The following is a 25379-nucleotide window of genomic DNA, read 5'->3' as shown; positions in this document are numbered from 1 at the left end:
ACTGTGTATAAGAGTGAACAAGTTATTCACAAAATCCCCAGGAAAAAGACAGACTGGCCAGTATTACGATTTTAACTGTTCGTGGATTTCTTTGATACTTTTTTGAAGCTGCTGGTCAGAAACCATAAGGTTCGAAATTTTCTCATGAGCATGAAGTACGGTCGTATGATCTCTTCCGCCAAATTCTTCTCCAATTTTGGGCAATGAATTATCGGTTAGCTCCCGTGCAAGATACATGGCAATCTGGCGGGGGAATGCAACTGATTTTGTTCTTTTTTTCGCTGAAAAATCTTCAAGTTTGATGTTATAATGCCGCCCGACAATCTCCTGGATGTGATGAATGGTAATCATGCGCGGCTTGGAGGAAGGAATAATATCCTTAAGTGCCTCGGCTGCCAGATCTGCATTCATATCCTGATTAATGAGTGAAGAGTAAGCGACCACGCGGATCAAAGCCCCCTCCAATTCTCGAATATTGGTATCGATTTGATTGGCAATGTAAAGCATCACTTCATTCGGTATATCTAGGCCTTCCGCTTTTGCCTTCTTGCGCAGTATGGCGATCCTTGTTTCAAGATCAGGCGGCGTGATGTCCGTGATCAATCCCCATTCGAAACGGGAACGGAGCCTGTCTTCAAGCGTCGGGATCTCCTTGGGAGGGCGGTCACTTGAAATGACAATTTGCTTGCTTTCTTCGTGAAGCGCGTTAAATGTATGGAAGAATTCTTCCTGGGTTTGTTCTTTTCCGGCAAGAAATTGAATATCATCGATAAGAAGAATGTCGACACTTCTGAATTTATTTCTGAATTCGACCGTTTTATTGTCACGAATCGAGTTGATGAATTCATTGGTGAACTTTTCAGATGAAAGATAAGCCACCTTTGCATTCGGTTTATGGTCAACCACATAATGGCCGATCGCATGCATCAAGTGGGTCTTTCCCAGGCCGACTCCTCCGTAAATAAAGAGCGGATTGTATGCTTTGGCCGGTGCTTCTGCTACAGCCAGAGATGCCGCATGGGCAAACCGGTTGCCCGATCCGATAACGAACCGGTCAAAGGTATACTTTGGGTTCAGCATGCTCTGGGTAACTTCCTCCTGCTGTTCCACGTTCACTTTTTGCGTTTTTTTCAATACTTTTTCAAAGTCAACTTCTTCCTCCATCTGATTTTGAGGAATAATGAATTTGACATCCAGCGCAGCCCCTGTCACATCCTGAAGAGTTTCGGAAATTAAGGTGGAATAACGGGATTCCAGCCAGTCACGGGCAAACTCATTCGGTGCTGTAATGATGAGCGTATCATTTTGCAAGGCGTGCGCCGCTGTGGACTTTAACCATGTCTCAAAGCTGGGTTTGCTGACCTTTTTTTCCATGGCAGCCAATGCTTTGTTCCATAGGTCATTAATATTTTCCACCAACAGTACCTCCTAAGTAATTTATATAAACGAAGATATTCCATGTAATATGCTTCTTTTTTTGGACCAGCGAAAGCAAACCTCAAGATTAGACAAAGGCTAATTTAGCGAATGAAAATCGAAAGCGATGTTCAAAATGATAAAAAAGCTTTTGAATAGATGGATCTTGAGGTTTTGATGAGGGCACAGTTCCTGAGAATACACCATGATGTATAAGCGTTGTACAGCTGTATGTATACGTACGCATAAATATTCTATTCACAGTAAACGTGCACAATCTATTAATATAGTAGAAAATCAGTATAAGGCGTTTCATTCAGAGGATGTGGACAACCTTATAAACACATTATTTTAAATGTCCACAACTTTATCCACAGTGTGTGGATAAAAATATTGTCGCATGAAGTTATCAACGAGTTAAAACACAACAATCATATCAAAAATATCCCATGAATGCAATGAGTTTCTCGCACTTATCCACAACCCCTACAACTTGTGTAAATGTGTTGTCCACAGCACAAGATTTTGTGTAAAACTTGTCGATAAAGGGTGTGGATAATGAAAATCCTGTCGAAAAAACTATCCACAGCGTGTCGAAATAAAAAAATTAGGGATGAAGATCGGCGGAAGACCTCCAGGAGTGTAATTTTCTTGTTCCTTAAATAAATTCCAGGAAGTCTTGACAAACAGAGGGTATAATCCTTATACTTACTTAGACTGTCTTTTTGATATATCCTCAGGGAGGTGTAATATATAATGAAACCAACGTTTCAACCAAATAATCGTAAACGTAAGAAAGTACATGGTTTTCGTGCGCGTATGGCAACAAAGAACGGCCGTAAAGTTCTAGCTCGCCGCCGCCAAAAAGGAAGAAAAGTATTATCTGCATAGGCCACTGACAATCAGTGGTCTTTTTTCTGATATAGAGGAAAAATTGATAATTGTTTAAATAAAAAGAAGTAGCCGATACTGTTAATGATAAGTATGAAATCTAATTGAGAAGTATTGAGATCCAGGTGGAGTTGTTGCCGGATGGAAAAGCAGAAACGCTTAAAAAAGAATGAAGAGTTTCAGGAAGTGTTTAAAAGAGGAAAATCGTCTGCCAACCGCCAATTTGTAATATATGCGCTGGAGAAAAACGATCAGCCTCATTTAAGATTAGGTTTGTCAGTAAGCAAGCGGGTGGGAAAAGCTGTAACCCGAAACCGAATCAAGCGGGTAGTGAAAGAAATATTTATGAAGCACGAAGAGGAGATTGCATCCAACAGGGATTATATCGTTATTGCCCGGAATCCAACAGCTGACATGGATTACTTTGAGATGGAAAAAAGCCTTCTGCATGTGCTGCAGCGTGCCGGTTTGTTCAGACAGTCAAAGGATAGGCGTAAATGAAACGGCTTTTCATCCTGATTTTCCGTTTCTACCAGCGGTTTATATCACCGTTGACTCCGCCGACCTGCCGTTTTTATCCCACATGCTCGCATTATGGAATTGAAGCGCTTCAACGATTTGGTGCCATTAGAGGATCATGGCTGACGTTAAAGAGGATTTTAAAATGCCATCCTTTCCATCCGGGAGGGATCGATCCGGTACCCGAAAGGAAGAAACGCTGAAAATATAGAAACAATGCTTTAAGGAGGATGAGGAGTGCGAAAGAAATTAGGAATACCGTTTGCTCTGGCCAGTTTAATGCTTTTATTGTCTGGCTGTAGTTCTGTAAACAAACCAATTACCCCAGAAAGTACCGGAGTCTGGAATGAGTATATTGTTTATCCGTTATCATGGGTAATTACTCAATTTGCCGAGATGATGGGGAACAATTACGGGCTGTCCATTGTGGTTGTTACCATATTGATCCGTCTTGCATTGTTGCCGCTCATGATCAAACAGACAAGAAGCTCAAAAGCCATGCAGGACATTCAGCCTGAATTGCAGAAGCTTCGGGAGAAATACAGTTCAAAAGATGCGACTACACAGCAAAAACTTCAGCAGGAAACGATGCAGCTGTTCCAGTCCCACGGGGTAAACCCGCTGGCGGGCTGTCTGCCTTTGGTAATCCAAATGCCAATCCTGCTAGGCTTCTATCATGCCATTATGCGTACTCAGGAAATCAAAAACCACAGCTTTTTATGGTTTGACCTTGGAAATCCAGATCCTATATATGCTTTGCCGATTATTGCCGGAATCACGACCTTCCTTCAGCAGAAGATTATGATGGGCGGTACAAACAATCCTAATCCACAGATGAAAATGCTGCTCTACATCATGCCGGTCATGATTGTTGTTTTTGCGATTAACTTCCCGGCAGCATTATCGCTTTACTGGGTAATTGGTAACATGTTCATGATTGTACAGACATATTTTATTACAGCCCCGAACAGGAAGAAAACAAACCAATTGGATAGGGGAGCTAAAAAGTGAAACAGATCCAGGTAACGGGAAAAACAGTTGAAGAAGCAGTTTCAGCAGCACTGGCCGAACTTCAGGCTTCCAAAGAAGAGGTTGAAGTAAAAGTTCTTGAAGAATCGAAAAAGGGTTTTTTGGGTTTTGGCGGAAAGCCGGCGCTTATCGAGGTTTCCATTAAGCCGGATCCGATCCAGAACGCTGTTGCTTTTTTACAGGAAGTCACCGATAAAATGGGTGTGCCTGTTACCATTTCACTTAAAGAAAACCGTGAAGAAACGATTTTTGAGCTTTCAGGTGAAAAAATCGCCATTCTGATTGGAAAAAGGGGACAAACCCTTAACTCTCTGCAGTACTTGACCAATCTCGTAGCCAATAATCACTCGAGCAACTATCTCCGGATCATACTCGATGCTGAAAACTACAGAGAGCGGCGCCGGGAATCGCTGGAACGGCTGGCCATGCATACTGCCCAGAGAGTGGCGGCGACAGGAAAAGGGGTTGCCCTTGATCCGATGCCGTCCAACGAGCGAAAAGCCATACATATGGCCCTTCGAAACAATAAAAAAATCGAAACATCTTCAGAAGGGGCAGAACCGTTCCGAAAGGTCATCATCCGCCCCGCGAAAAACTGACGTTGTGTGCATGGGGCATCGCCCCGCTGCATTTGCCCGCCATCCTTTATTTTTACAAAGGGAGGCGGGTTTTTTCATTGCCTTTTGCGGTCGAATTGAGTTAAACTAAAAGGTATTGTGGATAAATATGTCTTCATTTGTGACAAAGTTATCCACTGTGGATAGTTAGAAACGAGAATAACGGAAATAATAGGATAGATACAGTAAGTTTTGGGTTTCAAAAAGAGGTGAGAAGGATGGAATACGATACAATTACGGCGATCTCCACACCGATGGGAGAAGGTGCTATTGCAATTGTCAGGTTAAGTGGGAGCGAGGCGGTCTCGATTGCCGATTCCATATATAAGGGAAAAATAAAGCTGCAGGATGCAGAATCACATACCATTCATTACGGAAAACTCATTGAGCCAAAAACGGAAGAAGCCGTAGAAGAGGTCATGGTTTCCGTCATGAGAGGACCGCGGACCTTCACAAGAGAAGATGTAGTTGAGATCAACTGCCACGGTGGAATCGTTTCGGTAAACCGGGTGCTGCAGCTTGTCCTAAACCATGGAGCAAGGCTGGCCGAGCCGGGTGAATTTACAAAACGTGCCTTTTTAAATGGACGTATTGACCTGTCCCAGGCAGAAGCAGTCATGGACTTGATCCGTGCCAAAACGGACAGGGCCATGAATGTCGCATTAAATCAGATGGAAGGCCGGCTTTCCAAGCTGGTGGGCAAATTAAGGCAGACGCTGCTTGAAACCATTGCCCATGTGGAAGTGAACATCGATTACCCTGAGTATGATGCCGAAGAAATGACACACGCGCTTCTAAATGAAAAGCTCGGTTTTGTAAAAGGTGAAGTGGAAAAAATCCTGATAACGGCCCAACAGGGTAAAATTTTGCGCGAGGGTCTTTCAACCGCGATTATTGGACGCCCGAACGTAGGTAAATCGTCTCTGATGAATGCGCTTGTTCATGAAAATAAAGCAATTGTTACGGAAATTGCCGGCACAACCCGCGATGTGATTGAGGAGTACGTAAATGTAAGGGGTGTTCCCCTTCGCCTCGTAGATACCGCTGGAATACGGGAGACCGAAGACATCGTCGAGCGGATCGGGGTTGAAAAATCAAGGAAAGTGCTGAAAGAATCGGATTTAATTTTGCTGGTCATCAATAGCAATGAACCTCTTTCCGCTGAGGATGAAAACCTTTTTGAAGCCGTAAAAGGTCTTGATGTTATCGTTATCGTCAATAAGACAGACCTAAAGCCAAACATAGATATGAACCGGGTAAAGGAACTGGCAGGATCTCATCCAGTGATCACGACCTCCCTTCTGCATGAAGAAGGCGTGGATCGCCTTGAAGAGGGGATTGCCCAGTTGTTTTTCCAGGGAGGCATTGAAGCACAGGACATTACCTATGTTTCGAATTCAAGACACATTGCGCTCTTGCAACAGACCATTCGCCATATCGATGAGGCGTTAAATGGCATTGAAATGAGTTTGCCAATTGACATGGTTCAGATTGATATTACACGAGCATGGGAAATTCTCGGTGAGATTGTTGGAGATACCGTTTCTGAGAGTCTGATCGACCAGTTGTTCTCCCAGTTCTGTTTAGGGAAATAAAAGGAGGAAGAAATAATGGGATATGATGCAGGCCGTTTTGACGTGATTGTCGTTGGAGCGGGCCACGCAGGGGTTGAAGCCGCACTTGCTTCTGCAAGAATGGGTGCTGAAACCCTTTGTTTAACCCTTAACTTAGATACCATTGCCTATATGCCATGCAACCCGTCTGTCGGCGGTCCTGCTAAAGGAATCGTTGTGCGCGAACTCGATGCGCTCGGCGGGGAAATGGCTCGCAATATTGATAAAACGCATATTCAAATGCGTATGCTGAATACCGGAAAGGGACCTGCCGTTCGTGCGCTCAGAGCCCAGGCCGATAAGTTCTTGTATCAGAATGAAATGAAAAAGACGATGGAAAACACAGAACACCTGACACTGAGACAGGGTATGGTAGAACGCCTTTTGATGGAAGATGGCGTTTGTAAAGGTGTGGTCACCAAAACGGGAGCCGAATATCGCGCTTCTGCGGTTGTTCTGACCACAGGTACCTACCTTAGAGGAAAAATCATCATTGGTGAACTTTCTTACGAGAGCGGGCCAAACAACATGCAGCCATCGGTAAACCTTTCTTACCATCTTCAGGAGCTTGGTTTTCAGATGGTCCGCTTTAAAACAGGTACTCCTCCGCGCGTCAACAGCAAAACCATTGATTATTCTGTTACAGAAATTCAACCAGGTGATGAGGTACCCCGTGCTTTTTCATATGAAACAACGAAGTATATTACAGACCAGCTTCCATGCTGGCTGACCTATACCAGTCCTGAAACACACGAGCTCATTAATGGAAACCTTCACCGTTCTCCAATGTATTCAGGAATGATCGAAGGAACCGGACCCCGGTACTGCCCTTCCATTGAAGACAAAGTGGTTCGTTTTAACGATAAGCCGCGCCACCAGATTTTCCTTGAGCCGGAAGGAAGAAATACTGAAGAAGTTTATGTACAAGGTCTTTCTACAAGTTTGCCAGAAGATGTGCAGCGAAAAATTCTTGCCACCATTCCTGGCCTCGAGAAAGCCGAACTGATGCGTGCCGGTTATGCGATTGAATATGATGCCATCGTTCCAACCCAGCTGTGGCCATCCCTGGAAACGAAGCTCGTTGAGGGACTCTTCACTGCAGGACAGCTAAACGGTACGAGCGGCTATGAAGAAGCTGCCGGACAAGGAGTTATGGCGGGGATCAACGCAGCGTTGAAAGTGAAGGGCAAAGACCCTCTGATTCTGGACAGATCCGAAGCCTATATTGGTGTACTCATTGACGATCTTATTACAAAAGGGACAAATGAGCCATACCGCCTGCTTACTTCACGTGCCGAATACCGTCTGCTTCTCCGCCATGACAATGCGGACTTAAGGCTAACAGAAAAAGGTTATGAAATCGGCCTGATTCCTCAAGAACGGTACGACCGGTTTTTGGCGAAAAAAGATAAGGTTCGGCAGGAGATCGAACGCCTTGAGCAAGTTACCGTCAAACCCACGCCTGAAGTACAGGACATTCTTGCAGGGGCAAAAAGCTCACCTCTTAAAGAACCGATGACAGCAGCCACCCTATTAAAACGGCCTGAAATCACGTATGATGTGGTGGCACAAATTCATCCTGCCGAGCCGGCTGTGGACGAAGTGATTGCCGAACAGGTGGAAATCCAGGTGAAATACGCCGGATACATCGACAAGCAGCTCGCACAAGTGGAACGAATGAGAAAAATGGAAAACAAAAAGCTGCCAGTTAATCTGGACTATATGGCCATTAACGGACTGGCAACCGAAGCGAAGCAAAAATTGCTTGAAGTCCGTCCATTGTCTGTTGGCCAGGCTTCCCGGGTTTCCGGTGTGAATCCTGCAGACATTTCCATTTTGCTTGTTTACCTGGAGCAGGGGAAACTGGCCAAAACCGCAGATTAAGCGTTTGGAGGACGAAATGGATATAACAACCTTTGAAGAAAAACTAGGGGAGAAAGGAATCCACCTTTCTTCCCGCCAGCTTCAGCAGTTTGAAGCCTATTTTCACATTCTCGTGGAATGGAACGAGAAAATGAACCTGACCGCAATTACGGACAAAGAGGAAGTTTACCTCAAGCATTTTTATGATTCACTGTCTGCTGCCTTCTTTTTTGATTTTAATCAGGAGTTTTCTGTTTGCGATGTGGGTGCAGGAGCAGGTTTTCCGGGCATCCCGCTAAAAATTTGTTTTCCCCATATTAAGCTTTCAATCTGCGATTCATTGAAAAAAAGAATTACTTTCTTGGAGCACTTAACACAAAAGCTCGAATTAACTGATGTGTCACTTTATCATGACAGGGCAGAGACCTTCGGACACCGTCCGGAAACACGCGAGGCATATGATCTTGTACTGGCCCGTGCCGTAGCAAGGATGTCTGTTTTAAGTGAATTGTGTCTTCCGCTTGCCAAAAAGGGCGGGCATTTTCTTGCGATGAAGGGCGCGCAGCTTCCGGAAGAAATGAAAGACAGCAAAAAGGCCGTCCAGCTATTGGGCGGAAAGGTAAACGACGTATTCTCTTTTAAGCTGCCGGAGGAAAACAGCGACAGATTCATCGTTCTGATAGATAAAGAAAAAGCCACACCAAAAAAATATCCAAGAAAGCCAGGGACACCAAACAAGAGTCCTCTTTCATAATCTGCAAGCCAATGTTTCACGTGAAACATTGGCATACATACGCCGGCATACCAAAGAATTTTTCAAAAACTGGCAGGAAAACAGATGGGCAGAGCGAAAATCTAAGATAGATAACAAAAGGTGGTGTCATTCATATGAAACATCCTTTTTCACGTTTATTCGGCATCGGCGAAAAAAATCAGACAGCTGAAGTTGAAGAGAAAAACGATAACGAAGAAATTGTGCAGCTCCCGGTGAAGGATATTCACCCGAACCAATTCCAGCCCCGTACCGTTTTTATAGATGAACGAATTGAAGAATTATCACAAACGATTGAAACGCACGGTATTATCCAGCCGATTGTTGTCAGGACATCAGAAAATGGTTCCTATGAAATTATTGCAGGAGAACGCCGGTGGCGAGCTGTTCAAAAGCTCGGCTGGGAAACCATACCGGCGATCATCAAGGAGTTTGATGATGGTCAGACGGCTTCTGTTGCACTTATAGAGAATCTGCAGCGGGAAGAACTGACAGCGATTGAAGAAGCGATGGCGTATGCCAAACTTCTTGAAATTCACGGCCTTACCCAGGAAGGTCTGGCACAGAAGCTTGGAAAAGGACAGTCAACAGTAGCGAACAAACTCCGCTTGCTGAAACTTCCCCAGCCCATCCAGGATGCGTTACTGCAAAAGCAAATCACCGAACGCCATGCAAGAGCTCTAATTATCCTTAAATCACCCGATAAGCAAGAAGCCGTCCTGAATGAGATTCTGGAAAAACACCTGAACGTCAAACAGACGGAAGAACGTGTGAAAAAGCTGATTGAGGGAGAAAACCAGGAAAAGAAACCTGTGGCGAAAAGGAAATCCTACAGCAAGGACACGCGGCTGGCCATCAATACTGTCCGCCAGTCCGTGGATATGGTTCTCCAAAGCGGCCTTACCATAGATACAGAAGAAGAGGACCATGAGGAATTCTATCAATTCACGATCCGCATACCGAAAAAGTAACCGTTACAGCTCCTTTCAGCCATCCTGAAAGGAGCTTTTTTGTGGGTGAAACCTAAACATTTTTCTGTGTTTTTTTATGAACTTTCCGTAAGAAAAAAGAGGAATTCATGATATGATGAAAGAAATGAACTCTCGTAAAGAATTGAGGTAGGTGTCATCGTGGCTAAAACCATTGCAATTGCCAATCAAAAGGGTGGGGTTGGAAAAACAACGACATCCGTGAACCTCGGAGCATGTTTAGCTTATTTCGGCAAAAAGGTTTTACTTGTTGATATAGACCCGCAGGGGAATGCTACGAGCGGTGTTGGCGTCGATAAAGGCGATGTGGATCAATGCATCTATAACGTGCTTGTCGACGATGCAGAAGTAAAAGACATCATTATGGAAACAATTTGCGAAGGATTACATATATTGCCGTCGACCATTCAACTGGCTGGTGCTGAAATTGAACTGGTTCCGACCATTTCCAGGGAGGTAAGGCTGAAACGGGCGCTTTCGTCTGTTGAACGCCAGTATGACTTTATCATTATTGACTGCCCTCCTTCTCTCGGATTATTGACCATTAACTCACTCACAGCAGCAGACGGAGTTATCATACCGGTCCAATGTGAATATTATGCGCTTGAGGGTTTGAGCCAGTTACTTAATACAGTCCGCCTCGTACAAAAGCATTTGAATACGGATTTGACCATTGACGGTGTTCTGCTGACAATGCTTGATGCCAGAACCAACTTGGGAATCCAGGTTATTGAAGAAGTGAAAAAGTACTTTCAGGATAAAGTCTATTCCACCATTATTCCTCGAAATGTTCGTCTATCTGAAGCGCCAAGCCATGGAAAACCGATTATTATTTACGACCCTAAATCCAGAGGTGCAGAAGTTTATTTAGAATTAGCGAAGGAAGTGATTGGCAGTGGCGAAAGGGTTAGGTAAAGGAATTAATGCATTTTTTCCGGGCGCGGATTTTGAAAATGAAGATACGGTCTCTGAAATCAAATTAACCGAACTGCGTCCCAATCCCTATCAACCGAGGAAAGTGTTTAATGAATCAGCTATTGCAGAACTGACAGAGTCCATCAAGGAACATGGGGTTCTGCAGCCGATCATTGCAAGAAAAAGCATTAAAGGCTATGAGATTGTGGTAGGAGAACGCCGGTTCAGGGCAGCAAAGGAAGCCGGATTGGAGCAGATGCCGGTAATCGTCAAGGAATTTACAGAGCAAAAGATGATGGAAATTGCTCTGATTGAAAATCTTCAGCGCGAAGATTTGAATCCCATCGAAGAAGCTCAGGCTTACCAGAAGCTCATGGAGCATTTGAAAATCACCCAGGAAGAACTGGCAAGCCGTGTGGGCAAAAGCAGACCGCACATTGCCAACTTTGTGCGATTGCTTCAGTTGCCGGATCCGGTCCAGGAGATGATGTCCCAGGGTGAGCTTTCAATGGGTCATGGGCGGGCACTGCTTGGATTGAAAAAGAAAGCAAAAATGCAGGCTGTTGTGGAGAAATGCGTAAATGAAAAGCTCAACGTCCGCCAGCTTGAAAAGCTGATCCAGCAGGTGAATCTTAACGTTCCACGTGAAACAAAGAAAAAAAGCGAAGATAAAAGTGTCTTCATCATCGAAAAGGAATCAACACTCAGAGACCATTTTGGCACTTCAGTTTCTATTAAACGGACAAAACGAAAAGGCAAAATAGAAATTGAGTTTTTCTCCGATGAAGATTTGGAACGGATCCTTGATCTGATCGGAAAGCAGTAAAACCATCGAAGCGGTGGTTTTTCTTTTTGGACTCTTAAAACATCATGGGTAAAGGCGGGAAGGAAAAGTGGCATTAATAGGGACACTGGTCAATGGCCTGGCTATTATCATCGGGAGCTTGCTGGGACTTTTTTGGAGAAACATCCCCGAAAAAACAAAAACGACGATCATGCAGGCGATGGGCCTGGCCGTCATTATTCTTGGAATTGGAATGGGTTTGAAGAGCAAGCAATTTTTAATCGTTATCGCCAGCCTGGCAATGGGGGGTGTACTGGGAGAGAAACTGGATCTGGAAGGAAAGCTTGGACAATTGGGACACTGGCTTGAAGCCAAACTTGGCGGGAAGGAAAAAAGCGGCATTGCTAATGCGTTTGTCACGGCAACGCTTGTATTTATGATCGGGGCCATGTCCATTGTGGGGGCGCTGGACAGCGGGCTGCGGCATGATCATGCAGTGCTGTATACCAAGTCAATGATTGATGGATTTTGTGCGATCTTTTTCACATCCGCACTCGGAGTTGGCGTCATCTTCTCTGCTGTGCCTGTGGTGCTCTATCAAGGGTTGATTGCCCTTTTTGCCACCCAGATTGACCGTTTTGTTCCGGATGCGCTCATGCAGCAGATCATTATCGAGATTACCGGGACTGGCGGAATCATGATCCTTGCGATTGGTCTGAACATTCTCCGCCTCACCACCATCCGGGTAGCCAACCTGCTGCCGGCGCTGCTTTTCACCATATTGATCGTATGCATTGTCTATTATTGGGACAAACTTTCCGCCTTTGCAGGAGGAATCATTTAAAAGAAAGATAGCCCTCTTTTGTGGAGGAAGACGGGAGAGTTTTTTTAAATCAATCAGGATAGGAGTTATTGATAAGGTGATTTTTTTAAGAAAAGTTCTACCTACTGATTTAGAGCAGCTATTAGTTATCGAGAATGAAGGCTTTTCGAGAGAAGAAGCTGCCACAAAAGAAGCACTTTTGGAGAGGATTCAGCGAATCGCTGACACTTTTATTGTGGCAGAGACGAAGGGAAAAATTCTAGGGTATATTAATGGACCTGTTATTAATCAGCCATACATTACCGATGACCTTTTTAAGGAAATCAAAGAGAATCCGAAAAATGGAGGATATCAGAGTATTTTAGGACTGGCAGTCTCCAAACAGGCAAGGAATCAAGGAATTGCGAAACTTTTAATCGAGAAAATGGAAGAACTTGTGAAAGAGAATGAAAGAGAAGGAATTACATTAACATGTAAACCAGAGTTAGTCTCTTTTTATGAAAAATTGGGATTTGTTAACCATGGTATTTCTGAATCCAAGCACGGCGGTGTAAGCTGGTACAACATGGTTAAATCTTAAAGGCATATGAAAACGACCGGATCGACGTCTGGTCGTTTTTGGTTTACATATATAAGGGTGTAACTTTTTTAAAAGGCCGGCTTCTTTTTATTCATTGTATACAGATCTTCTTTAATGGGCAGTGGGGTAATGTTCTTTTTTACCCTTTGGCTCATGGAGGCGAAATACAGAGAATCCGCGATTAGTTCCGCCATTTTCATAACAACGCTTAGCCGGGTGTTCTGGAGAACGAAATATTCCATAAATCCGCTGACGTTCACTATACCGGTTAAATGCATGTCGCCAACCGGCGGAAGCTCCTTATTAACACCGGCACCTGGTTTCACCGGTCCTTCCCCAATAGAGACCATTCCCACATGGTTGAGTTTTCCGAGGCATGCATCAATTCCTATGATAAAAGCATCCGGATGCTTTTGTTCAATCATTTTAAGCTTATCTTTCAGGTTGACCGCATGTACCGGATCATCCAACGTCCCGTACACATGAAACGGAAAGGCTTTGATGGTATGAAGCTTGGTACCCACCAATGGGCCAAGGGCATCACCGGTGGAACGATCTGTCCCAATGCAAACCACAACCACTGGAGTTGTTTGCGTATTAGGAAGAAGGTTCCCAATTTTTTCTGTGATGAGCATACAAGCCTCTTTTTCCTCATGGTGCATTTTATAATGAAAAGGTTTATCGGGAACGAGCTTCCTTTTAAGGAACATAAAATCCACTCCTTTAAAATGTTACTACCAGTATACGGACTAATTGGCAATACTATACATCTAGTATGGGCTTAGCTGACATCATTTTTTGGAACGCGCCAGAATGAGTAGGATTCAGTATTAGTCGGAGCAGGCTGTGCTTCTGGTCCCGTAATGCCTATTTGGTTTCCTTCAGTTAAATGTTTTATACCCCCTTCCTCGGGATTCTAAGCCATGGTTCGTTTAAAGATGTGTTAATCGTTGAAAATTCAGCGGAAATTGGGTACATTAAGGCATAGCTATGATTGATATGGAGGTTGGAGCGGAGTGGAACTACTCAATATAGCCCAGCAGGTAGATGAAGTATACAAGCAGGTTGGTGATGGCGATTTATGGATCAACCTGGGCATGAAAGTGCTGAAGATTGTCCTTATTTTATTCGGTGCGGCCATCGTTGTTAAAATCGTAAGGGCGGCCATTTCAAATATATTTAAAATCAGGATGAAAAGTCCGTTGCGGATGTCGGAACGCCGTGAGAATACATTGATCCGGCTTCTCGATAATGTGGCAGCCTATCTTATTTATTTTATTGCGCTGCTTATGGTGCTGACCGAATTTAACATTGATGTGAAGGCGCTTCTTGCTGGAGCCGGTGTGGTCGGACTGGCTATCGGTTTTGGCGCTCAGAGCCTGGTAAAGGATATTATCACCGGCTTCTTTATTATATTTGAGCAGCAATTTGCTGTAGGGGATACTGTAAGAATCAACTCATTCGAAGGAACGGTGGAAGAAATCGGGCTGAGGACGACGAAAGTCAAACAGTGGACTGGTGAGCTTCATATCATCCCGAACTCGTCCATCACGGAAGTGACGAACTTTTCCGTTAATAACAGCATTGCTGTCGTGGATGTCAGCATTGCCTATGAGGAAGATGTGAACCGCGCACAGGATATTATTGAAGAAGTTGTGAAGCAAAAGACCGTTGAGTATCCAGAGATGGTCGCAGAGCCGGAAGTTCTCGGTATTCAGTCCGTCGGGGCAACGGAAGTCGTGATCCGGGTGACAGCTGAAGTTCTACCCATGACCCACTTCAAAATAACAAGAGAACTGAAGAAAGCCATCAAACTCCGTCTGGATGAGGAAGGCATTGAACTTCCCTTTCAAAAGCTGGTTTCTTATCATAAAACAACACTTGCAGAACATGAATAAAGATAAAAGCCATTGTGCCAAAGTGGTTTTCTCTATAAAATAATATAAAAGCAGAGCGTTTGGGGAGTGATGGACTTGGAAGGAAAAGAGTTCTTTTTGAATGATGAAGTGGAAATGAAAAAGCCACACCCATGCGGCACCAACCGTTGGAAAATTATCCGCATGGGAGCTGACATCCGGATTAAATGCATGGGCTGCCAGCACAGTGTTCTTATTCCCAGAAGAGACTTTGTGAAGAAAATGAAAAAGGTCCTGGTATCTAACCAGGAATAAAAAAATTACTTCCTGTGTTCCACGTGGAACAAAATGCAGAATCGGCGCATTCAAGTGTTGGTTCTGCTTTTTTGTATTTAAGCGGGTAATAGTTGATTGGAGTGAAGGGTGCGGGACTCCCCGAAAATGAAATTAACATTTTCTTCGTACGATGTAACGTTGCCGAAAACTTTCCTTGTCCTTCGGGACTAGCGGGACAGGTGAGACTGCAGGCTGATCGCCCGTCCGGGGAAAGCGAGCATCCTGTAACGGAACGCAACCGCCTGTATAACTTGTTTTTTGCCTGCCAACACCCTATAATGAGGAAAGATGTGCTAACAAGTAATGGAACGACAAAATATATGATGATTGAAATCAATGAGGAGTGGAATAAATGGCTTTAACAACTGGAATTGTCGGTCTTCCCAATGTAGGGAAATCGACGCTTTTTAATGCCATCACACAGGCTGGCGCGGAATCTGCAAACTATCCGTTCTGTACGATCGATCCTAACGTGGGGATTGTTGAGGTGCCGGATGACCGCCTGCACAAGCTGACTGAGATGGTTCAGCCTAAAAAAGTGGTTCCGACAGCATTTGAATTTACGGATATCGCCGGTATCGTTAAAGGCGCAAGCAAAGGGGAAGGTTTGGGCAACAAGTTCCTTTCTCACATCCGCCAGGTAGATGCGATTCTTCAGGTCGTTCGTTGTTTTGAAGATGAGAACATCACGCACGTTTCCGGAAAAGTCGATCCGATCGATGATATTGAAGTCATCAATCTTGAACTTATATTTGCAGATATGGAAACCGTGGATAAGCGGATTGCCAGGGTTGAAAAACTGGCGAAGTCAAAAGACAAAGAAGCGGTTGCTGAACATAGCGTTCTTTTGAAAATTAAAGAAGCATTGCTGAATGAACTGCCGGCTAGAAGCGTGGAACTGACACCTGAAGAAAATAAGATTGTATATGGCCTTCATTTGCTTACCATGAAACCGATCCTTTATGCAGCAAACGTCAGTGAAGAAGATCTGTTGGAGGGCGGAAATGAGCATGTGGAGAAAGTAAGAGAGTATGCTGCCCGCGAAAATGCTGAAGTCATCGTAATTTGCGCAAAGATCGAAGAGGAAATCGCCGAGCTCGAGGGTGACGAAAAGAGTGCGTTCCTTGAAGAGCTTGGTATTCAGGAAGCAGGTCTTGATCAGCTGATTCGTGCGTCTTATTCTCTTCTTGGGCTCGCAACATACTTTACAGCCGGTGTACAGGAAGTGCGTGCATGGACGTTCCGCAAAGGCATGAAGGCTCCACAGTGTGCGGGTATTATCCATACGGACTTTGAACGTGGGTTTATCCGTGCCGAAGTGGTTGCTTATGATGATTTGATGAGCGCCGGCAGCATGGCGGCTGCCAAAGAAAAAGGCCGTGTGCGTCTTGAAGGAAAAGAGTATGAAATGAAAGACGGAGATGTCGTACACTTCCGTTTCAACGTTTAATATAGTGGTTTTTGAAAGGAAAAGCGTGTTTGCTTTTCCTTTTTTCTATTAATCCTTGAATGTCCTTGTGTTTTGTACGGGTATTTGCTATAATTCATTATTGTGAGTTAATTATCGATTGTATTGAAATGTTGATAGTTTACTCCTTGCCCTATTATTGGGCCGTTTAGACCAAAAGGAGGTGACCGGAATGAAAAAGTACGAAATCATGTACATCGTCCGTCCAAATCTTGAAGAGGATGCTCTTACAGCTGTGAAAGAAAGAGCTAAGACCATCCTTACTGATAATGGTGCGGAAATCGCTAACGAGAAAGAAATGGGTAAAAAGCGTCTAGCATATGAAATCAACGACTACCGTGATGGATATTACACGCTATTGAACGTAAATGCTCCTGTAGAAGCGATCAATGAATTCGACCGTCTTATGAAGATCAACGAAGATGTTCTTCGTTTCATGACAATTGCAGACGAGAGATAATTTTTTAACGTTGAAGGAGAGGTTCTAATGCTAAATCGTGTAATCCTTGTTGGACGTTTAACGAAGGACCCGGAATTGCGCTATACCCCAAGCGGTGTGGCAGTTGCAAACTTTACTTTGGCAGTAAATCGTACATTTACAAATCAGCAGGGTGAACGCGAAGCAGATTTTATCAATTGTGTAATCTGGCGTAAGCCGGCTGAAAATGTGGCCAACTTCTTGAAGAAGGGTTCACTTGCCGGAGTAGATGGACGCATCCAGACACGTTCTTATGACAATAACCAGGGACAGCGTGTATACGTGACTGAGGTTATGGCTGAGAGTGTCCAGTTCCTTGAGCCGAAGAATGCGAATGCGGGCGGAGGGCAACAGTACCAAAGCCAGGGCGGAAACAACTTTGGCGGGCCATCAGGTGACCGCGGTTATGGACAGCAACAGAACCAGAACCAAAAGCGCAGTAACTTTAATGATGACCCATTTGCCAACGATGGCACTCCAATTGACATCTCTGATGACGATTTGCCATTCTAAGACAAACATACATTGAACGACAACATATAAAAAAAAACTCAACCAGAAGGAGGGAAATAAACATGGCTGGACGTCGCGGTGGACGCCAAAAGCGTCGTAAGGTTTGTTTCTTCACTGTAAACAAAATCACTTACATCGACTACAAAGATGTGGATCTTCTTAAGCGTTTCGTATCTGAGCGCGGTAAGATTCTTCCTCGTCGTGTGACAGGAACATCTGCTAAATACCAACGTCAATTGACTCGTGCTATCAAACGTGCACGTTTCATGGCGCTGCTACCATATGTATCTGAATAATTTCAGTTTTAAAAAGCACGGTAAAGATCAGTCTTTGCTGTGTTTTTTAATTGTACGGAAAAAATAAAAAAGCGGCCAAATCCACTGGATTTTTGCCGCTTTTCTTTATTACGATTCAAAGATGTAGGAGAGTGCTCTGACTGCCTGATCCGGGGTTTCGACTACAAGACTTGCCTTGTTGGAAAGCTCCTTTAACGGATGATGCAGTGACTCGGGGCGAATCAGGATCAAAGGCTTTTGCAGGGCGGTGGCTCTTGCGGCATCCATTGCCGTGTTCCACTGCTTGTATTTTTCACCGAACAAGGCGATTACGGCATCTGCTTTTTTGATCAAGATGTCTGTGCGGAGATTGTTGATGCTCGAGGCGGCCTCGTCCTTCAAAACGGCATTGGGCTGTTTGCCAAGGATTTCTTCTCCAATATTATCCGACCGGTCGTGGTCTTCCATTGGTCCGACAAAGGTGATGGGAAGGCCCCGCTCCCTTGCCTGCGATTTAATTTCTTCGCGCCAGTCGTCATGAATCTGTCCTGCCAAATATACAATAAGCTCCATGCGGTCTCTCCTCTTTCCTGTTGGTTTGTAAACTAGCTGGCTAGTCCCAGTTCCATTATAAAGGACATCATGTTAAGGTAGATACTGTTGTGCATGTTAGATTTGGCAAGATAGGGTAAAGCTAATGAATATCATTGGATTTACAGCAAATAATTTACTACAATAAGGACCGTAGGCAATAAAGCCAGAGGTGAACCAATTGCGGAAAACATCAACCATCGTAGACGGAGCTGTAATGGCTGGCGTTTACATTATTCTCATGCTAATCAGTCTGAATGTGCCGATTATCAGCATATTAACATATTTTTTACTCCCGCTTCCTATCATCCTGTTTTCGTATAAGCACGGGTGGAAGCCGGGTCTGCTCGTATGGGCGGTTACGCTCGTATTATCCTTTGTGATGGGAGGAACAGCAGGGCTTATTTATGCGTTCTCATCAGGCCTCATGGGGATTATTATGGGTGAATTGTATAAGAGGAAGACATCTGCATTTGGTGTCCTTTTGGGAGGAAGTCTTGCCAGTGTTTTTAATTTTCTGATGCTGCTGGTTTTTGCAAAGCTTCTCTTGAACCTTGATATCGTAAAGGATGCTCAAAACCAGTTTAACAGTGTCATTGACCAGGCATCCAGCTTTTATAAAGAAAGCGGCCAGGATTTGTCCCAGCTCGACCAAATGAGGGAGCAGGTGGCCATGATTCCGTACATGCTGCCGACAGCGATTATCATCGGGGCGATTGCAGTCACCCTGATTACCCAATGGCTTGCTGCCCTTGTGCTAAAAAGAATGAGATATGACTACCGGCCATTTCCGCCATTCCGCGACTGGTCGTTTCCAAAATCATTTTTGTGGTATTACATTTTGGCCCTTTTGTTATCTTTTATAAAGACTGACAAAGGGTCTGGATTATACATCCTTATGATTAATTTATTTATCATACTGACTCTTGTACTTGTCGTACAGGGTCTTACCGTTATCTTTTGCTATGCCAGAAATAAAGGATGGCCCAAGGCCGTTCCCGTATTTATATCTGTGTTTGTAATATTTACTTCTTCCATTCTGCCGATTATTATGGAAGTCGTTAAATTCTTAGGTATAATTGACTTAGGGTTTGAAATAAAGAAACGGATAAATACCAGACAGTAGGAGCTGAAAGTATGCCTAAGTTTTTATTAAAACGGTGGCATGGTTATCCACAGATAGCCTTGTGTGTCATATCGGTCCTTTTAGTGATCATCATCATGTCCTACCAGTGGATCCTCGGGGCTGTCAGTTTTTTAGTCTTGGGCGCGATCTTCTATTTGATGATGCGGGCCGAGAACTCGTTCCAGGAGGACCTCGGCGATTATATTTCCACGCTTTCCCACCGCATTAAAAAGGTTGGAGAAGAAGCGTTGATGGAAATGCCGATCGGAATCATTCTGTATGATGATGATTACAAGATTGAATGGGCCAATCCGTTCATGGGAGCCTGGGTCGGGGAAGAAGCGTTCATCGGCCATTCCCTGAATCTTATATCTGAGGACCTGGTGCCGTTTATTAAAAGTGATGCACGAGAAGAAATCGTGAATTTAAAATCAAGAAAATTTGAAGTGCATTTCAAAAAGGAAGAACGCCTTCTCTATTTCTTTGATGTAACGGAACAGCTTGAAGTTGAACACCAGTATGAGGAAGAGCAAACCTGCCTCGGCCTTATTTACCTCGACAACTACGAAGAGGTTACACAAGGGCTTGATGACCAGTTCCGTTCGAGAATTAACTCCAAAGTTATTTCAATTCTGAACAAATGGGCAACCGACCATGGAATTTTTTTAAAACGCACTTCTTCCGAGCGTTTTTTAGCCGTTTTCAACAAACGCATTTTACATGAGCTTGAAAAAAATAAGTTCGCACTGCTGGATGAAGTAAGAGAAGCCACCTCAAAAGAAAATGTCGCCCTCACGTTGAGTGTGGGGGTGGCATCCGGTCCGCTCGAGCTGCCTGAGCTCGGCCAGCTGGCCCAATCGAGTCTTGATCTTGCGCTCGGCCGCGGTGGCGACCAGGTGGCGATCAAACAGCAAAACGGAAAAGTGCGCTTCTACGGCGGAAAAACCAATCCAGTGGAGAAACGTACAAGGGTAAGAGCCCGGGTTATTTCCCATGCGTTAAGTGAACTTGTCCTCGACAGCGACAAAGTGATCATTATGGGGCACAAAAGCCCCGATATGGATTCCATGGGATCTGCCATGGGAATTTTAAAAGTTGCACAGGTTAACGGGAAGGAAGGGTATATCGTCCTAGATACCTCTGATCTGGATACCGGTGTAGAGCGGCTGATGAATGAAATCAAGGGAACAGATTCTCTCTGGAAGCATTTTATTACCCCGGAAGAAGCGCTTGAAATTTCTACAGCCGGTACTCTCCTAGTCGTCGTGGATACCCATAAGCCGTCCATGGTGATGGAAGAACGCCTGCTGTCGAAGCTCGACCATGTGGTGGTGATTGACCATCACCGGCGTGGTGAAGAGTTTATCGCAGATCCGGTTCTTGTTTATATGGAACCTTATGCTTCTTCAACCGCCGAGCTTGTAACTGAGCTTTTGGAATATCAGCCGAAGCGGCTTAAAATGCGTATGCTTGAAGCGACAGCCCTGCTCGCAGGGATTATTGTGGATACGAAAAGCTTTACGCTCAGGACCGGCTCCCGGACGTTTGATGCAGCCTCCTATTTAAGGGCTCACGGCGCGGATACCATCCTCGTTCAGCGGTTCTTGAAGGAAGACCTTCAAACCTATAAAACCCGGTCAAAACTCATCGAAAATGCAAAAGCCTATAAGAGTGGCGTTGTGATTTCCAAAGCAGAGCCTGGCGACGAATGCGGCCAGGTATTGATTGCACAGGCAGCTGATATTTTACTGTCGATGAACGATGTGACGGCTTCGTTTGTTATCGCCAAGCGCCACGACCAAAAAATCAGCATCAGCGGCCGTTCGCTCGGGGAAGTGAATGTCCAGATGATTATGGAACAGCTTGGCGGCGGCGGCCATCTGACCAATGCCGCATGCCAGCTTGAAAATGAGACACTTGATGGCGCAGAGACCAAATTAAAAGCGGCCATCGATGAATACTTCGAAGGGGGAGAAGAAGAATGAAAGTAGTCTTTCTTCAGGATGTAAAAGGAAAAGGTAAAAAAGGGGAAATTAAAAACGTATCCGAAGGGTATGCCCGCAACTACTTATTGCCAAACAATCTTGCTACTGAAGCTACCAAAGGTGCCCTTTCTGTGGTAGAAGGCCAAAAGAAAAGCGAAGAGAAAAAAGCAGCGGCCGCTTTGGAAGATGCCAAGCAGCTTAAAGAAAAGCTTGAGAAAATGGAAGTAGAAATCAAAACCAAAGCCGGTGAAGGCGGCCGTGTGTTCGGATCGGTAACGAGCAAACAGATCGCAGACGGTTTGAAGAAATTGAATGTCACCATTGACAAGCGAAAAATTGACCTTTCCAATCCCATTAAAGCGTTGGGATATACCAACGTACCTGTAAAACTTCACCCTGAAGTAACAGGAACGATTAAAGTACACGTAGTTGAAGCATAAACAGAAAGCCAATGGGACCGGAACTGACCGGTCTCATTCTTCTGTAATCAGGGTCTTCTTGCCAAAAATGGCAAATGATCTTACCAGGAGGAAGAATGATGAGTGATCTTTTTGTTGATCGCATCCCACCACAGAACATAGAGGCTGAACAAGCGGTCCTGGGCGCTATTTTCCTGGAGCCGGAAGCATTGGTTACCGCTTCGGAAATTTTGATCCCGGAGGATTTTTACCGGGCCTCCCATCAGCGTATTTATCAGGTGATGCTTGAATTATCGGAAAAAGGAGAACCTGTCGACCTTGTTACGGTTACAGCCGATCTGGCCGACCGGAAGCTTCTTGAAGAAATCGGCGGTGTCTCGTATTTAAGTGACCTGGCGAGCAGCTCACCGACCGCGGCCAATATTGATTACTACAGTCAGATCGTGGAAGAAAAATCCCTTCTTCGCCGTTTGATTCGTGCAGCGACCGAAATTGCGGCCAACGGCTATGCCCGTGAAGAAGAGGTAGAAGCGGTCTTGAATGAAGCAGAAAAGACAATTCTGGAGGTAGCCAACCGTAAAAACGGCGGTGCCTTCATTTCTATAAAAGATGTATTGGTAGCTGCCTATGACAATATCGAGCAGCTGCATAACCGTAAAGGGGATATTACGGGCATTCCCACCGGTTTCTCGGACCTCGACCGGATGACGGCAGGGTTTCAGCGAAATGACCTGATTATCGTTGCCGCCCGTCCCTCCGTGGGTAAAACGGCGTTTGCCCTGAATATCGCGCAAAACGTCGCAACCAAAACAGAAGAAAATGTCGCCATCTTCTCGCTGGAGATGGGTGCCGAACAGCTTGTCATGCGTATGCTTTGTGCGGAAGGCAATATTGATGCCCAGCGGCTTCGTACAGGCTCCTTGATCCCTGAAGACTGGCAGAAGCTGACGATGGCTATGGGAAGCCTGTCTGCAGCGGGAATTTTCATTGATGATACCCCTGGTGTCCGCATCGGGGATATCCGTTCCAAATGCCGCCGCCTTAAGCAGGAAAAAGGCCTTGGCATGATCCTGATTGATTATTTGCAGCTCATTCAGGGGAACGGTAAGCCCGGAGAAAACCGTCAACAGGAAGTATCCGAGATCTCCCGTTCCCTTAAAGCACTCGCCCGTGAGCTGCAGGTGCCAGTCATCGCCCTGTCACAGCTTTCCCGTGGTGTGGAATCCCGTCAGGACAAGCGTCCGATGATGTCGGATATCCGTGAATCCGGAAGCATCGAGCAGGATGCCGATATCGTGGCGTTCCTGTACCGTGACGACTATTACGACAAAGAATCCGAAAGCAAGAATATTATCGAGATCATTATTGCCAAACAGCGTAACGGCCCGACCGGCACGGTTGAGCTCGCGTTTGTCAAAGAATACAACAAATTCGTCAATCTCGACCGCCGGCATGACGAAAGCAGTATGCCGCCCGGCGCATAAAATTGATGATAAACAGGCACTCTCAAGTAGGAGGGTGTCTGTTTTTTCATTTGCCTGGGTGATTTGTGCGGGGCTAGTTTGCCATAGTGGGGTTTTGACGTGTGTTTTCTCCAAAATGGCGGATAAATGGCTGCCAGCCTCCCTCCTTTTTGCTCTTTCATACGCAAAACCGAACGGCTTAACTGTAAATATTTTAAAATGTTCGTGTTTTATTGACTTTTGCCTACATCATTGATAAACTAATCATGGATTTTTAAGTTACTAGCAAATTAAAGCGTTTTTTAAGATTATTTGGAGGTGCTGGCGTAATGTCATCCGTAGTCGTTGTCGGAACACAATGGGGAGATGAAGGTAAAGGGAAAATTACCGACTATCTTTCTGAAAAAGCAGAAGTTGTTGCCCGTTATCAGGGTGGTAACAATGCTGGACATACTATTGTATTTAACGGTAAAAAATATAAACTGCACTTGATCCCGTCCGGAATCTTTTATGATGATAAAGTTTGTGTGATTGGAAATGGTATGGTTGTTGATCCTAAAGCGGTTGTGGAGGAGCTTGCTTACTTGCATGATCTAGGCATCCACACAGAAAATCTTCGAATCTCCAACCGTGCACATGTTATTCTTCCGTATCATCTTCGTCTTGATGTGCTTGAAGAAGAAAGCAAGGGCGAAAACAAGATCGGTACCACTAAAAAAGGGATCGGGCCGGCCTACATGGATAAAGCCGCTCGTATCGGCATCCGTATTGCGGATCTTTTGGACAAGGAAGTATTCGAGGAGAAGCTTGAGCGCAATCTTGCTGAAAAGAACCGTTTGTTTGAAAAGATTTATGAGTCTGAAGGATTTACGAAAGAAGAAATCCTTGAGGAGTACTATGGATATGGTCAGCAGATTGCCAAATATGTTTGTGACACTTCCGTTGTTTTGAACGATGCTCTTGATGAAGGACGCCGTGTTCTGTTTGAAGGCGCACAGGGCGTAATGCTTGATATCGACCAGGGAACTTATCCTTTCGTAACTTCATCCAACCCGATCGCTGGTGGAGTTACAATCGGTTCTGGTGTGGGACCTTCCAAGATCCATCACGTTGTCGGTGTATCCAAAGCTTACACAACCCGTGTTGGTGACGGCCCATTCCCTACTGAATTGAATGATGAAATCGGAAATCAAATCCGTGAAGTAGGCCGTGAATACGGTACGACTACAGGACGCCCTCGCCGTGTCGGCTGGTTCGATTCTGTGGTTGTCCGCCACGCACGACGTGTCAGCGGGATCACTGACCTTTCTCTTAACTCCATCGATGTGCTTACAGGCATCGAGACATTGAAGATCTGTGTGGCATACAAGTACAAAGGTGAAGTCATTAACGAGTTCCCTGCGAGCCTTAAAGTGCTTGCAGAATGTGAGCCTGTATATGAAGAGCTTCCTGGCTGGACTGAAGACATCACAGGCGCGAAATCCTTGAGCGATCTTCCGGAAAACGCCCGTCACTACGTAGAGCGTGTTTCCCAGCTTACCGGTATTCCGCTAACCATCTTCTCTGTTGGTCCTGACCGCAGCCAGACCAACATGGTCCGAGGCGTGTTTGTTTGATTCATTTAAATGAGTGAGCCTGGTGCTCCGCTTTGATGCGGAGACCGGGCTTTTTTTATGATGAGGTGCAGTTATCCGGGTTCGGCCAGTAAATTTTCAAAACTGGATAGTAAAAGTCGAAAATCGGCCAGTAAATCAATATTCAGTGAGCCAAAGCTCTGGTTTCACCTCCTCTTCCCTGCTTTAAAAAGAAAAATACATTTTTCTACTCTTTTTTTAAAAAACAGCTTGCCAAATGATATTAAACGATGATAAGATAACTCTTGTCGTGTTAAAACGACTTTGCAGCCGAAAAGGCGCACAACGTCAGCTTCCACTAGTAGAGGAAGAGACAGGGAACCAACGGACAGAAATATGCATCAAGAGCCATTAACTCAGTCACGAGCAACCCATCGTGAACGAGCGGCGAGTTGTCTCGACGGATACACAACGTCAGCTTCCA

28 protein-coding genes are annotated in these 25379 nt (G+C 44.9%); 25 read left to right on the top strand and 3 right to left on the bottom strand.

Features of this window, described 5'->3' with window-relative positions; genetic code table 11:
- Window positions 1–63: 63 nt before the first annotated feature.
- Window positions 64–1416, bottom strand: coding sequence for a chromosomal replication initiator protein DnaA (gene dnaA, locus BLT53_RS24240; protein ID WP_090239892.1), 1353 nt, complete (start codon window positions 1414–1416; stop codon window positions 64–66).
- A gap of 756 nt (window positions 1417–2172) precedes the next feature.
- Between dnaA and rpmH the strand changes: the two genes are divergently transcribed.
- The 13 genes from rpmH (at window position 2173) to BLT53_RS24175 (ending at window position 12811) form a co-directional block, all read left to right on the top strand.
- A complete protein-coding gene (gene rpmH / locus BLT53_RS24235) occupies window positions 2173–2307 on the top strand; it encodes a 50S ribosomal protein L34 (protein WP_007201576.1) in 135 nt (44 codons plus the stop codon).
- A gap of 141 nt (window positions 2308–2448) precedes the next feature.
- Complete coding sequence (gene rnpA / locus BLT53_RS24230; RefSeq protein ID WP_090239890.1) at window positions 2449–2808, top strand: ribonuclease P protein component; 360 nt, start codon at window positions 2449–2451, stop codon at window positions 2806–2808.
- A complete protein-coding gene (gene yidD, locus BLT53_RS24225) occupies window positions 2805–3029 on the top strand; it encodes a membrane protein insertion efficiency factor YidD (RefSeq protein ID WP_090239888.1) in 225 nt (74 codons plus the stop codon). The genes rnpA and yidD overlap by 4 nt, the downstream gene beginning before the upstream one ends.
- A 34-nt stretch (window positions 3030–3063) precedes the next feature.
- Window positions 3064–3837, top strand: coding sequence for a YidC family membrane integrase SpoIIIJ (gene spoIIIJ / locus BLT53_RS24220; RefSeq protein ID WP_090239884.1), 774 nt, complete (start codon window positions 3064–3066; stop codon window positions 3835–3837).
- Window positions 3834–4454 carry an RNA-binding cell elongation regulator Jag/EloR gene (jag, locus tag BLT53_RS24215; RefSeq protein ID WP_090239882.1) on the top strand — a complete coding sequence of 207 codons (621 nt, stop codon included), beginning with the start codon at window positions 3834–3836 and terminating at the stop codon, window positions 4452–4454. Before spoIIIJ ends, jag begins: the two co-directional genes overlap by 4 nt.
- Window positions 4455–4690: 236 nt before the next feature.
- Window positions 4691–6067 (top strand): tRNA uridine-5-carboxymethylaminomethyl(34) synthesis GTPase MnmE, encoded by a 1377-nt coding sequence (mnmE, locus tag BLT53_RS24210; RefSeq protein ID WP_090239879.1) that lies wholly within the window; start codon window positions 4691–4693, stop codon window positions 6065–6067.
- A gap of 15 nt (window positions 6068–6082) precedes the next feature.
- Complete coding sequence (gene mnmG / locus BLT53_RS24205; protein ID WP_090239878.1) at window positions 6083–7969, top strand: tRNA uridine-5-carboxymethylaminomethyl(34) synthesis enzyme MnmG; 1887 nt, start codon at window positions 6083–6085, stop codon at window positions 7967–7969.
- 16 nt (window positions 7970–7985) lie between these two features.
- Window positions 7986–8702: a 16S rRNA (guanine(527)-N(7))-methyltransferase RsmG gene (rsmG, locus tag BLT53_RS24200; protein WP_090239876.1), complete on the top strand. Its 717-nt coding sequence runs from the start codon at window positions 7986–7988 to the stop codon at window positions 8700–8702.
- 134 nt (window positions 8703–8836) lie between these two features.
- A complete protein-coding gene (gene noc, locus BLT53_RS24195; RefSeq protein WP_090239874.1) occupies window positions 8837–9691 on the top strand; it encodes a nucleoid occlusion protein in 855 nt (284 codons plus the stop codon).
- 159 nt (window positions 9692–9850) lie between these two features.
- Window positions 9851–10624 (top strand): ParA family protein, encoded by a 774-nt coding sequence (locus BLT53_RS24190; RefSeq protein WP_090239872.1) that lies wholly within the window; start codon window positions 9851–9853, stop codon window positions 10622–10624.
- Entirely contained in the window at window positions 10605–11450 is an 846-nt protein-coding gene (locus BLT53_RS24185; RefSeq protein WP_090239868.1) for a ParB/RepB/Spo0J family partition protein, read from the top strand. The genes BLT53_RS24190 and BLT53_RS24185 overlap by 20 nt, the downstream gene beginning before the upstream one ends.
- Window positions 11451–11517: 67 nt before the next feature.
- Complete coding sequence (locus BLT53_RS24180; protein WP_090239866.1) at window positions 11518–12252, top strand: DUF554 domain-containing protein; 735 nt, start codon at window positions 11518–11520, stop codon at window positions 12250–12252.
- Between the two features lie 76 nt (window positions 12253–12328).
- Window positions 12329–12811 carry a GNAT family N-acetyltransferase gene (locus BLT53_RS24175; protein ID WP_090239863.1) on the top strand — a complete coding sequence of 161 codons (483 nt, stop codon included), beginning with the start codon at window positions 12329–12331 and terminating at the stop codon, window positions 12809–12811.
- Window positions 12812–12879: 68 nt separating this feature from the next.
- Here the strand turns inward: BLT53_RS24175 and yyaC are convergent, their stop codons facing one another.
- Entirely contained in the window at window positions 12880–13521 is a 642-nt protein-coding gene (yyaC, locus tag BLT53_RS24170; RefSeq protein ID WP_090239861.1) for a spore protease YyaC, read from the bottom strand.
- Between the two features lie 306 nt (window positions 13522–13827).
- Between yyaC and BLT53_RS24165 the strand changes: the two genes are divergently transcribed.
- The 7 genes from BLT53_RS24165 to rpsR all read left to right on the top strand — a co-directional run bounded on the left by BLT53_RS24165 (window position 13828) and on the right by rpsR (window position 17758).
- Window positions 13828–14709, top strand: coding sequence for a mechanosensitive ion channel family protein (locus BLT53_RS24165; RefSeq protein WP_486599178.1), 882 nt, complete (start codon window positions 13828–13830; stop codon window positions 14707–14709).
- A 75-nt stretch (window positions 14710–14784) separates the two neighbouring features.
- Window positions 14785–14982 (top strand): DUF951 domain-containing protein, encoded by a 198-nt coding sequence (locus BLT53_RS24160; RefSeq protein ID WP_090239859.1) that lies wholly within the window; start codon window positions 14785–14787, stop codon window positions 14980–14982.
- A gap of 92 nt (window positions 14983–15074) precedes the next feature.
- Window positions 15075–15365, top strand: a complete 291-nt coding sequence (locus BLT53_RS24155; RefSeq protein ID WP_090239857.1) for a hypothetical protein — start codon at window positions 15075–15077, stop codon at window positions 15363–15365.
- Window positions 15356–16453: a redox-regulated ATPase YchF gene (gene ychF, locus BLT53_RS24150; RefSeq protein WP_090239855.1), complete on the top strand. Its 1098-nt coding sequence runs from the start codon at window positions 15356–15358 to the stop codon at window positions 16451–16453. The genes BLT53_RS24155 and ychF overlap by 10 nt, the downstream gene beginning before the upstream one ends.
- Before the next feature lie 190 nt (window positions 16454–16643).
- The gene (gene rpsF / locus BLT53_RS24145) at window positions 16644–16931 is read left to right on the top strand and encodes a 30S ribosomal protein S6 (RefSeq protein ID WP_090239853.1); all 288 of its coding nucleotides are present in this window, start codon (window positions 16644–16646) and stop codon (window positions 16929–16931) included.
- Between the two features lie 27 nt (window positions 16932–16958).
- The gene (gene ssb / locus BLT53_RS24140) at window positions 16959–17462 is read left to right on the top strand and encodes a single-stranded DNA-binding protein (protein ID WP_090239850.1); all 504 of its coding nucleotides are present in this window, start codon (window positions 16959–16961) and stop codon (window positions 17460–17462) included.
- Between the two features lie 62 nt (window positions 17463–17524).
- Complete coding sequence (rpsR, locus tag BLT53_RS24135; RefSeq protein WP_090239848.1) at window positions 17525–17758, top strand: 30S ribosomal protein S18; 234 nt, start codon at window positions 17525–17527, stop codon at window positions 17756–17758.
- A 108-nt stretch (window positions 17759–17866) separates the two neighbouring features.
- Here the strand turns inward: rpsR and BLT53_RS24130 are convergent, their stop codons facing one another.
- On the bottom strand, window positions 17867–18310 hold the full coding sequence (locus BLT53_RS24130; RefSeq protein ID WP_090239845.1) for a YtoQ family protein: 444 nt from the start codon (window positions 18308–18310) through the stop codon (window positions 17867–17869).
- A 199-nt stretch (window positions 18311–18509) separates the two neighbouring features.
- Between BLT53_RS24130 and BLT53_RS24125 the strand changes: the two genes are divergently transcribed.
- The 5 genes from BLT53_RS24125 to BLT53_RS24105 all read left to right on the top strand — a co-directional run bounded on the left by BLT53_RS24125 (window position 18510) and on the right by BLT53_RS24105 (window position 24937).
- On the top strand, window positions 18510–19454 hold the full coding sequence (locus BLT53_RS24125) for a YybS family protein (RefSeq protein WP_090239843.1): 945 nt from the start codon (window positions 18510–18512) through the stop codon (window positions 19452–19454).
- Between the two features lie 11 nt (window positions 19455–19465).
- Window positions 19466–21439, top strand: coding sequence for a DHH family phosphoesterase (locus BLT53_RS24120; RefSeq protein WP_090239840.1), 1974 nt, complete (start codon window positions 19466–19468; stop codon window positions 21437–21439).
- Window positions 21436–21879: a 50S ribosomal protein L9 gene (gene rplI, locus BLT53_RS24115; RefSeq protein ID WP_061973133.1), complete on the top strand. Its 444-nt coding sequence runs from the start codon at window positions 21436–21438 to the stop codon at window positions 21877–21879. Before BLT53_RS24120 ends, rplI begins: the two co-directional genes overlap by 4 nt.
- 98 nt (window positions 21880–21977) lie before the next feature.
- Complete coding sequence (gene dnaB / locus BLT53_RS24110; protein ID WP_090239838.1) at window positions 21978–23342, top strand: replicative DNA helicase; 1365 nt, start codon at window positions 21978–21980, stop codon at window positions 23340–23342.
- Window positions 23343–23650: 308 nt separating this feature from the next.
- Window positions 23651–24937, top strand: a complete 1287-nt coding sequence (locus tag BLT53_RS24105; RefSeq protein WP_090239835.1) for an adenylosuccinate synthase — start codon at window positions 23651–23653, stop codon at window positions 24935–24937.
- Window positions 24938–25379 lie beyond the last annotated feature (442 nt).

Origin of the sequence: Fictibacillus solisalsi (assembly GCF_900103485.1) — a bacterium.
In the GTDB taxonomy this organism is placed as follows: domain Bacteria; phylum Bacillota; class Bacilli; order Bacillales; family Fictibacillaceae; genus Fictibacillus_C; species Fictibacillus_C solisalsi.
Note: the sequence above shows the minus strand (reverse complement) of the source record. Positions and strands in the feature narration are given on the sequence as shown.